Origin of the sequence: Komagataeibacter oboediens (assembly GCF_003207815.1) — a bacterium.
GTDB classification, from domain to species: Bacteria; Pseudomonadota; Alphaproteobacteria; order Acetobacterales; family Acetobacteraceae; genus Komagataeibacter; species Komagataeibacter oboediens.
In genome coordinates, this window is record NZ_NKTX01000004.1 from 159,489 (window position 1) to 165,854 (window position 6,366).

At 56.3% G+C, this 6,366-nt stretch carries 6 protein-coding genes and 1 tRNA gene; 5 read left to right on the plus strand and 2 right to left on the minus strand.

From position 1 onward, the window contains the following. Window positions 1–141: 141 nt before the first annotated feature. The gene (locus CFR80_RS04475; RefSeq protein ID WP_010513589.1) at window positions 142–717 is read right to left on the minus strand and encodes an NUDIX domain-containing protein; all 576 of its coding nucleotides are present in this window, start codon (window positions 715–717) and stop codon (window positions 142–144) included. Between the two features lie 199 nt (window positions 718–916). On the opposite strand from CFR80_RS04475, the gene CFR80_RS04480 reads away from it, so the two are divergent. From CFR80_RS04480 to CFR80_RS04495, 4 genes are all read left to right on the plus strand, one after another. Beyond that, window positions 917–2,119 carry an MFS transporter gene (locus tag CFR80_RS04480; RefSeq protein WP_048856128.1) on the plus strand — a complete coding sequence of 401 codons (1,203 nt, stop codon included), beginning with the start codon at window positions 917–919 and terminating at the stop codon, window positions 2,117–2,119. 45 nt (window positions 2,120–2,164) lie between these two features. Further along, a complete protein-coding gene (locus CFR80_RS04485) occupies window positions 2,165–2,749 on the plus strand; it encodes an LOG family protein (protein WP_010513587.1) in 585 nt (194 codons plus the stop codon). A 55-nt stretch (window positions 2,750–2,804) separates the two neighbouring features. Beyond that, window positions 2,805–2,881: transfer RNA gene (locus CFR80_RS04490), tRNA-Pro, on the plus strand. A 178-nt stretch (window positions 2,882–3,059) separates the two neighbouring features. Then, window positions 3,060–3,866: a polyprenol monophosphomannose synthase gene (locus tag CFR80_RS04495; RefSeq protein ID WP_110507115.1), complete on the plus strand. Its 807-nt coding sequence runs from the start codon at window positions 3,060–3,062 to the stop codon at window positions 3,864–3,866. Between the two features lie 277 nt (window positions 3,867–4,143). Here the strand turns inward: CFR80_RS04495 and CFR80_RS04500 are convergent, their stop codons facing one another. Next, on the minus strand, window positions 4,144–5,580 hold the full coding sequence (locus tag CFR80_RS04500) for a hypothetical protein (RefSeq protein WP_042658792.1): 1,437 nt from the start codon (window positions 5,578–5,580) through the stop codon (window positions 4,144–4,146). A gap of 593 nt (window positions 5,581–6,173) precedes the next feature. Between CFR80_RS04500 and CFR80_RS04505 the strand changes: the two genes are divergently transcribed. After that, a partial coding sequence (locus CFR80_RS04505; protein ID WP_146221606.1) for a transposase occupies window positions 6,174–6,366 on the plus strand: 193 nt, incomplete at its 3' end.

Below are 6,366 nucleotides of genomic sequence, written 5' to 3' on the forward strand. Positions count from 1 at the left end.
TTTCCCCGGCATCTCGTGCGGACAGCATGCAATCTGAACCCGGAGCCGCCGCGACGATCGGGGACTGCCCGGCGGCCTTCATCTTCTCTCCCGGAACAGAACGTCCCGGGGTTGGCGCCCGAACAGCGAGTCCCGGCCCGGTCAGATCCAGCCGCGCGCGCGGATCAGGCCAAATGCCGCGATTGTGACCATGCAGGTGATCCGCCCGTCCACGATCATGGCTTCCATCTCCTTCAGCGTGACGACGTGGCAGGTAATGTCCTCTTCCGTTTCCTCACGCTGGTGCGGGCCCTGCCGCAGGCCGGTGGCCAGATAGGCGCGACCTTTCTGGGTGGTGTATCCAGCACCCTGATACAGCAGGCCGGCTTCGCGCATATGCTCGGCAAGCAGGCCGGTTTCCTCGCGCAGTTCGCCGCGCGCCACGTCTTCGGGCGTGGCGTCGGGACGGTGTTCCCACATGCCCATGGGCAGTTCCCACATCCGTTTGCCGATGGGATAGCGGTACTGGCGGATCAGGGTGACGCGTGGGCCATCCGGTCCGTCCCACAGGGGCAGGACCACGACGAAATCCCCCCGTTCCACCACGCCGTACAGCCCCTTTTTGCCATTTGGGCGGATGATGATGTCTTCGCGCACGCGGGTCCATGGATTTTCATAGGCGGTGCGGGTGGAAACGGTTGTATAGCCACCTGCGTCCGGGGTGGGGGATTGCGTCATGGGGTCCTGCATCCTTCCTGATCACGCCTGCATGCATCCCGCACAGGGCTGTCATGCGGGAACGAATAGTCATGGGTTGGTTTTTTCACGTTTTCCCATAAGCCCTATGGTGCCTCGGCTCCACAATGATTTTGTGGGGTTGGCCGTATTGCTGGTATCCGCGTTTGATCTGGGCGTTTGTTTTTTATTTACGGAGTTTATGCGTATCATGACCGGGCCGCAGGCTGTATCGGGGTCTCCTACACGGCGGATACTTCCCGTCGTGCTGTTCAACCTCCTCTGTTACATCGATATTGGCCTGCCGATGGCGGTCATTCCGGTTTTTGTGCACCAGGTGCTGGGATATAACACGGTGCTGGCGGGGTTGGCGGTATCCGTGCAGTACCTTGCCACCTTTGCCTCCCGCGCGGGGGCAGGGCGGCAGGCGGACCGTCGTGGGGCCAAGCCCACGGTGGTGACCGGTCTTGCGGTCTGTACCCTGTCGGGACTGGCGCTGATGCTGTCGGGCGTACTGCTGCATTTCGCGGCCCTGTCCATCATCCTGCTGATCGCCAGCCGTATTTTTCTGGGAATAGGAGAAAGCTGGACCGCGACTGGCGCCATCATGTGGAATATCGGACGGGTGGGTGCCGCGCGCACCGCGCAGGTCATTTCATGGAACGGGGTGACGTCGTATGGCGGCATCGCGCTGGGCGCGCCAATCGGTCAGCTTCTGTCGGGCCTGCCGCTGCCATATGGCGGACTGACGGTGGTTGGCATGCTCTCGGCGGGGCTGACCCTGTTCGGTTTCCTGCTGGCGCGGCAGTACGCCCCGGTGCCGCCCGTGCCCAGCAAGGCACCGCCAATGCCGTTCCATGCCGTGTTCCGTCGTGTCCTGCCGCATGGGGCGGTTCTGGCATGCGGGTCCGTGGGGTTCGGGACGATTTCGGCCTGCCTTGCCCTGTTCTACGCCCATAACCACTGGAACGGGGCCGCGACGGCGCTGACCGGATTCGGCCTGGCGTTCGTGCTCATGCGGTTCCTGTTCGCCCGGCAGATTGACCGCCGGGGTGGACTGGTGGTCACGTTCATCTCGCTGCTGGTGGAAACGCTGGGGCTGGTCGTGCTGTGGCGGTGTTCCTCGATCAGCGGGGCGGCGCTGGGGGCGGCGCTGACCGGGGCGGGGTTCTCGCTGGTGTTCCCCGCCATGGGCGTGCTGGCGGTGGCGCGTGTCGGGCCGGAAAACCGGGGGGCCGCGCTGGGGGCATTTTCCGTGTTCCTTGATATTGCCGTGGGCCTGTCGGGCCCCCTGCTGGGGCTGGTGATCCAGACCATGGGTTATGGCGCGCTGTTTCTGGTGTCGGCCCTGTTTACGCTGGCGGGTGTGGGTGTAACCATTATGTTGAGATTCCTGCCACGCTGACAGGCGTGGGAAAACGATAATCCTGTGGGGAGCTGAGCTGGATAGATGCAGATTTCATCCGTTGCTGTTTTTTGTGGATCGCGTTTCGGTTCCCGGCCGGAATATGCGGCGCAGTCCCGCGCGCTGGGCACCGCGCTGGGGCGGGCCGGGCTCCGGCTGGTCTATGGTGGGGGGCATGTTGGCCTGATGGGGACCGTGGCGGACGCCGTGCTGGCTGCGGGCGGGGCGGTGACGGGGGTCATTCCCGCCTTTCTGCATTCGCGTGAGATCATGCATGAAGGTGTCACCGACCTGACCGTGACCGACAGCATGCATGATCGCAAGGCGCGCATGTTCGCGCAGTCCGATGCCTTTGTGGTGATGCCGGGGGGACTGGGCACCTTTGACGAGACGATCGAGATCATGACGTGGCGGCAGCTGCGCCAGCATGACAAGCCGATCTATATCGTCAATGTGGCGGGGTGGGCCGATCCGCTGCTGGCCATGGTGGACAGCTGCATCGCGGATGGGTTTGCCTCCCCTTCCGCGCGGAACCTGTTTGAGGTGGTGCCCGATGTGGCGACACTGATGACGGCGCTGGCTGCCCTGTCGGTGCAGGCAGATGCACGCGACAGGGTCACCACGCTGTAAATCTTTCATCTATCCCCTTGCCTAAAATGCAGCAGCCCTGTATAGCCGCCTGCAACGGAGTGTAGCTCAGCCTGGTAGAGCACTGTGTTCGGGACGCAGGGGCCGGAGGTTCGAATCCTCTCACTCCGACCAGGTTTGCAGGCCGGTTGCCTTTTGGTAACCGGCCTGTTTCTGTTTCAGGCTGCATATCCGCTTATATTGCAGCCGTAGGGGAAATCCTTTACGCATGACCTCTTGTAATGGGGGGTCTGCCTGCGGTACGTCCTGCCGCATCGCCATCCATGTAAAGCCCTAGGAATTTTTACCGACCATGCAAGCTTCTTCAGTCCCCTCGCAGTCTGAGTCGCATGAAAAAGGTATATCCCGACCGGGGCCGGTCCTTAGCGTCATCATCCCGTGCTATAATGAACGCGGAAATGTCGAGCCCCTGTTTCACGCGGTGGAGCAGGCGCTGGTGCATCTCGATTGGGAACTGATATTCGTTGACGATGCATCGCCTGACGGCACCATAGATGAAGTCTGGCGGCTGGCGCAGGCTGACAGCCGGGTGCGTGGCATCCTGCGGGTGGGCCGTCGTGGCCTGTCTTCCGCCGTGATCGAGGGAATCCTGTCGTCATCGGCGCCGGTTGTGGCGGTGATGGATGGCGACATGCAGCATGACGAGCGGCTGCTGGGCCAGATGTTCGATGCCATCCGGAACCAGGGGTACGATGTGGCGATCGGCAGCCGGCATGTGGAAGGTGGCGACAATAGTGGCCTGGCCAACTGGTGGCGGCTGTTCCTGTCCAATGCGGGCATCCGGATCGCGCAGCTATGCCTGCCCGTGAAGGTGAGCGACCCGATGAGCGGTTTTTTCGCCGTGCGGCGTGATCTGTTTGTCAGATCGGTGAGCGACCTGTCGGGTACGGGGTTCAAGATCCTGCTTGATCTGCTGATGGTGCAGAAGACCGCTCCACGTGTGATTGAACTGCCCTTTGTTTTCCGGTCGCGTCATGAAGGGGAAAGCAAGATGGGCCGCAAGGTGCTGATCCAGTTCGGGCAGATGATTGCCCACCATATGCTGAAGCGCAGAAAGACATCTCTTCCAACAGCATCAGGTGGTGGCACGGCAGGCTGACATGCCACGCCCCATGCGGGAGGTCGCTCATATTTCCGTTGTCAGATCTGCGATGTCTTTATCGTGATGATGAAGTGGCCTGCCCGACGCATTTCGCAGGGGGGCGCCATGACCTGATCATGCACGATACAATGAAGTCTGTCCCGACGGGGACGACAGATGTTCCCCGTCAGGACAGAAGGCGGGGACGTTATTTATGAAGTGATTTTGGAATAAAAAAATATATCCCGCAGACACGAGTGGAAAGCCATAGTGTCTGCGAGAGGTTTTATTCACGTTAAATACAAAATTTGGATCGATAATAACTTACAACTCCGTTTGTAAGAAAGCGCGTGGCTGGGCCAAGTTCGCTGACATCATAGAGAATCAATACGACGTGAGAGGTGAGAATGCCGATGGCAACGAGCCCCCAGCACAGCGGCTTGAGCCATTTTCTATCGCAGCCATTGTTCAAGGAAATACTGTGGGCTCCCATAAAGCCCATGAAGATGATTAGGGGATAAAATTCAGCCCGATAACGGTAATTCATGCTGATCGCCATGAGCATCAGTATGGCAGGCACGGATAGCCCCACAATGATTGCAAGAGAGGATGTTCGAACCATCATGGATCGAGGCTGTAGTGCTCGCTTCATCAGCGACGATACAAAAATCCAGCCTAAAAGAAGAAAGACACCATCTGTAAGAAAGAAACTGCTTGGTGGCAGTTCGGCCGCATCTATCAGGCGCGTAAACGCGTCCTGGAAAAACAGATGATCCCCATTTCGAATGAACCATAGCGGAAAAAAGAAATAGATTAGGCCAAGAGGAATGCGCTGGATATTGAAGAGACCGTAATGTTCCGTTCTTATAAGACGGTCGGGATATTGTTCGTTAAAAAGATAAAGATTATAATTCGCGAACGTAAGGGGATTGCCCCATCGTTCGAAATTGATTCCTGCAGCGAGCAGGATGCCTACAATAAGGATGATGATTGCGACGGCGCATTGATACAACCATTTACGGACCGTCGCCTGCGGTGCGCCTAATGTGTTGCGCCAGCAGCGCCATAAAACTAGTAGACCTAGGAGAGTCTCGGCACCATAAGTTCCGATCCCCATAGAGACGCGTGTTAGAAGCGCACCCACAGAGGCCGCAGACATCCAGATAAGTGCTTTCGGAGCTTCTTCTGGATCTAGGCAAGAATGCAGAGCCCAATAAACGAACATCATGCCGAAAACTAGCGCCCATAGGCATACTTCCTGATAAAGAGACGGACAGAGGAAGCATATCTGCACACCAGTGAATGCCACCGCTACGAAAAGGAGGCTTCTGACCCATGATGCGGTCGATGCGGTGCGTGTAGTAATATAGCTAATACTCCGTAAGTTAATACAGAACATGAGAATAGCTGCAATGGCACATGACAGGCGTGTGATATCTATGTGAAGGCCATGTGGCAGGAAAATTACTGGTAGGCGCAACAAGGCCGGAAATATTCCCCAATAGGCATAAACATGGCCATTACGAAGAAATCCCTCTTGCCCAACAGTCTCTGGATCAACATCAAAACTTCCATGAAGCATATGATCCATCATGCTATTAAAGGTAAGTGATAAACAGTTTTCTTTTATTTTTACGGGTAAGTGCTCCCAAAAAAGAGTATCACCTAAATACATTATCATGCACAGTATAAATATGTAATTTATACCGCATGATTTTTTCAAATATTTCATGTTATCCCCGTCGATAATCGCGTCATTCCTATATGTCACAGCCTTTTTTTGGGCAAGCCTACGCGTTACCTCCATTCTTCATATTATCGGGTGGCTGCCTTTCAATGCAGATTACTGTGTTTGGCACGCTGGGGTCGGTCAGATTTTTTGGTCAAGCATCTTTTGATGTACCGCTCATTTTCGTTTCAGACTGCATATTCGCTTGTGTTGCAGGCGTAGGGAAAATCCTATACGCATGTTGCCTTGTGACGAATGGTCTGGCTGCTATACGCCCTGCGGCATCATCATTCATGTGAAGCCCTAGGAAAACTTTACTGACCATGCAAGCTTCTTCAGCCTCATCGTTGTGCAAGACGTCTGAAAGAAGTATACCTCAGCCAAAATCAGTCCTGGGCGTCATTGTCGTGCGTTATAATAAACGTAGGAATATTGGATTCTGTTTTCCGCGGTGGAATCTGGCTTGATGCATTGCGATTGTGAACTGATATTTACTGATGATGCCTTCTACAACGACGCCATAGAGCCTGATCCGAAAGTTTTTGAACAATACCAGCCTGTTGTGATTCATCCGTCTTTACGAAGAGATGGAGTGAATGGTGACATGGACTGGTATTGCCCGACGTGAACATAGCCGGGAAGGACTGCGATATCCATCGGATATGATGGACGGGGAATGGGCTTTGATCGTGCCATTTGTGCCCCCTGCGAAACGGGGCGGTCGCCCTCGCACGACGGATATGCGCGAGGTGGTCAATGCGATGCTCTACATAGCCTCGGCCGGGTGCG